The sequence below is a fragment of the Pseudomonas sp. 39004 genome (assembly GCF_028682155.1).
In the GTDB taxonomy this organism is placed as follows: Bacteria; Pseudomonadota; Gammaproteobacteria; order Pseudomonadales; family Pseudomonadaceae; genus Aquipseudomonas; species Aquipseudomonas capeferrum.
This window is the reverse complement of record NZ_JANIAG010000301.1, coordinates 1-3,390: the sequence shown is the minus strand read 5'-3', so window position 1 is coordinate 3,390 and position 3,390 is coordinate 1. Positions and strand designations below refer to the sequence as shown.

Annotated in this window: 5 protein-coding genes; 4 read left to right on the top strand and 1 reads right to left on the bottom strand. The window is 63.0% G+C overall.

Features of this window, described 5'->3' with window-relative positions; genetic code table 11:
• Nucleotides 1–21: 21 nt before the first annotated feature.
• Entirely contained in the window at nucleotides 22–714 is a 693-nt protein-coding gene (locus NP534_RS26295; RefSeq protein WP_274100668.1) for an alpha/beta family hydrolase, read from the bottom strand.
• A 49-nt stretch (nucleotides 715–763) separates the two neighbouring features.
• On the opposite strand from NP534_RS26295, the gene ccoN reads away from it, so the two are divergent.
• The 4 genes from ccoN to NP534_RS26275 form a co-directional block, all read left to right on the top strand.
• Nucleotides 764–2,188, top strand: coding sequence for a cytochrome-c oxidase, cbb3-type subunit I (gene ccoN, locus NP534_RS26290; RefSeq protein WP_274100667.1), 1,425 nt, complete (start codon nucleotides 764–766; stop codon nucleotides 2,186–2,188).
• A 13-nt stretch (nucleotides 2,189–2,201) separates the two neighbouring features.
• Nucleotides 2,202–2,810: a cytochrome-c oxidase, cbb3-type subunit II gene (ccoO, locus tag NP534_RS26285; protein ID WP_274100666.1), complete on the top strand. Its 609-nt coding sequence runs from the start codon at nucleotides 2,202–2,204 to the stop codon at nucleotides 2,808–2,810.
• Nucleotides 2,811–2,815: 5 nt separating this feature from the next.
• Nucleotides 2,816–3,010, top strand: coding sequence for a cbb3-type cytochrome oxidase subunit 3 (locus NP534_RS26280; protein ID WP_033699341.1), 195 nt, complete (start codon nucleotides 2,816–2,818; stop codon nucleotides 3,008–3,010).
• The coding region (locus NP534_RS26275) for a cbb3-type cytochrome c oxidase N-terminal domain-containing protein (protein WP_274100665.1) at nucleotides 3,007–3,390 on the top strand (384 nt) is incomplete at its 3' end. The genes NP534_RS26280 and NP534_RS26275, both read left to right, overlap by 4 nt.

Here is a 3,390-nt window from a genome sequence, read left to right as displayed (position 1 = left end):
TGCCCCGCGAAGAGGCCAGCACTATTTCAACAAGAATTCCGCCACCTGCTGGGCCGCCGCCTGCATATGCTGGGCATGGCTGAACCCCGAAGCCTTCAACGGCTTCAGGTCATGATCCCCCGCCACCTGCCAGCTCACCTCGATCGCCGGTGACAGCGCATACCCCGCCACCGCCTCACGATTACCCAGCGCATCGCGCTCGCCCTGCACGATCAAGGTCGGCGTCTTCAGCTCTGCCAGGTGCTCGACCCTGGGCTTCTCCGGCTTGCCCACTGCATAGAACGGATACCCCAGGCAAACCAGTGCATCCACCTCAAGCTCGTCCGCCACCAGGCTGGCCATGCGCCCGCCCATGGACTTGCCGCCAATGGCCAATGTGCCCGCGACCAAAGGTCGCACCTGCCGGTATACCTCGCGCCAGCACTCCAGCAGAACCCTCTGCGGATTGGGCGGCCGCTTGCCACCATTCACACGGCGTTCGGCCATGTACGGGAACTCGAAGCGAATCACCCCTACCCCAAGCGCCGCAAGCCTTTGCGCCATCTCGTTCATGAATCCGCTGTCCATCGGCGCACCGGCGCCGTGGGCCAGGATCAGGCAGCCTTTGTAGCCCTCATCCCCTTGAATTTGCGGAGGATCGCAGCGCAAGCCTGGGACATTTCCGACCTTCGCCCATTGATCCCCGTCAATACCGGCACTTTGCCCATTAATCATGCTTGCCTCGCTCTATAGCCTGCCAATAACCGTGGATGGGAACCCATACATGAACACAACCAGCAGTACCGCCTACAACTACAAGGTGGTCCGCCAATTCGCCATCATGACGGTGGTGTGGGGAATCGTCGGGATGGGGCTCGGCGTTTTCATCGCCGCCCAGCTCGCCTGGCCGTCCCTCAACTTCGACCTCCCCTGGACCAGCTTCGGCCGCCTGCGCCCCCTGCATACCAATGCGGTGATCTTCGCCTTCGGCGGCTGTGCACTGTTCGCCACTTCGTATTATTCGGTGCAACGCACCTGCCAGACCACCCTGTTCTCACCAAAACTGGCCGCGTTCACCTTCTGGGGCTGGCAACTGGTGATCCTGCTCGCGGCCATCAGCCTGCCGCTGGGCTACACCAGCTCCAAGGAATACGCCGAGCTGGAATGGCCGATCGACATCCTGATCACCATCGTCTGGGTCTGCTACGCCATCGTGTTCTTCGGCACGCTGATGAAGCGCAACACCAAGCATATCTACGTCGGCAACTGGTTCTTCGGGGCATTCATCCTGACCGTGGCGATGCTGCACATCATCAACAACCTCGCGCTGCCGGTCAGCCTGACCAAGTCGTACTCGGTCTATGCCGGCGCCACCGATGCCATGGTCCAGTGGTGGTACGGCCACAACGCGGTGGGCTTCTTCCTGACCGCAGGCTTCCTGGGGATGATGTACTACTACGTACCCAAGCAAGCCGAGCGCCCGGTGTATTCCTATCGCCTGTCGATCGTGCACTTCTGGGCGCTGATCACCCTGTACATCTGGGCCGGCCCGCACCACTTGCACTACACCGCGCTGCCCGACTGGGCGCAGTCGCTGGGCATGGTGATGTCGCTGATCCTCCTGGCACCGAGCTGGGGCGGCATGATCAACGGCATGATGACCCTCTCCGGCGCCTGGCATAAGTTGCGCAGCGACCCGATCCTGCGCTTCCTGGTGGTGTCGCTGGCGTTCTACGGCATGTCCACCTTCGAAGGCCCGATGATGGCCATCAAGACGGTCAACGCCCTGTCGCACTACACCGACTGGACCATCGGCCACGTCCACGCCGGCGCCCTCGGCTGGGTGGCGATGATCTCGATCGGCGCGCTGTACCACACCATCCCGAAAGTGTTCGGCAAAGAGCAGATGCACAGCATCGGCCTGATCAACGCGCACTTCTGGCTGGCGACCATCGGCACCGTGCTGTACATCGCCTCGATGTGGGTCAACGGCATCGCCCAGGGCCTGATGTGGCGCGCGGTCAACAGCGACGGCACGCTCACCTACTCGTTCGTCGAAACCCTGGTGGCCAGCCACCCTGGCTTCATCGTGCGCTTCGTCGGCGGTGCGATCTTCCTCAGTGGCATGTTCCTGATGGCCTGGAACACCTGGCGCACGGTACGCGCGCCGGCCACTGACGCCGCCCCTGCGAACGCCCAGCTGGCCTGAGGAGACACGCCTGATGAAACACGAAGTCATCGAGAAAAACATCGGCCTGATGGCGCTGCTGATGGTGTTTGCCGTCAGCATCGGCGGGCTGACCCAGATCGTCCCGCTGTTCTTCCAGGACGTCACCAACAAGCCGGTCGAAGGCATGAAACCCTACACCGCGCTGCAACTGGAAGGCCGCGATATCTACATCCGCGAAGGCTGCGTGGGCTGCCACTCGCAGATGATCCGCCCGTTCCGTGCCGAGACCGAACGCTATGGCCACTACTCGGTAGCCGGGGAAAGCGTGTGGGACCACCCGTTCCTGTGGGGCTCCAAGCGCACCGGCCCGGACCTGGCCCGCGTGGGCGGGCGCTACTCCGACGACTGGCACCGCGCGCACTTGTACAACCCGCGCAACGTGGTGCCTGAGTCGAAGATGCCATCCTACCCGTGGCTGGTCGCCGAACAGGTCGACAACAGCCACACCGAGACCAAGCTGCGCACCCTGCGCACCCTCGGCGTGCCGTACACCGACGAGGACATCGCCGGTGCCCGTGACGCGGTCAAGGGCAAGACCGAGATGGACGCGCTGGTCGCCTACCTGCAGGTGCTCGGCACCGCGATCAAGAACAAGAGGTAACTGCGATGGACATGGACATCGGCATGATCCGTGGCCTGGGTACCCTGGTGGTGATGATCGCCTTCATCGGCCTCTCGCTCTGGGTATTCAACCGCCGCCGCGACCGTGATTTCGCCGAAGCGCGCCTGCTGCCCTTCGTCGACGACCACCTGCCCCCTGCCGGGCAGGCACCTGCTGCCAAGAGGAGTTCCGGGCAATGACCACGTTCTGGAGTACGTACATCAGCGTACTGACCATCGGCAGCTTGATCGGCCTCACCTGGCTGTTGCTGTCGACCCGCAAGGGCCAGGCCAACGACACCACCGACCAGACCATGGGGCACAGCTTCGATGGCATCGAGGAATACGACAACCCGCTGCCCAAGTGGTGGTTCTGGCTGTTCGTCGGCACCCTGGTGTTCTCGGTGGGCTACCTGATCCTCTATCCGGGCCTGGGCAACTGGAAAGGCATCCTGCCGGGCTATGACAACGGCTGGACCGGGGTCAATGAGTGGCAGAAGGAAATGGACAAGGCCGACGCCAGGTTCGGCCCGATCTTCGCCAAGTACGCGGCCATGCCAGTGGAAGAAGTCGCCCGTGCC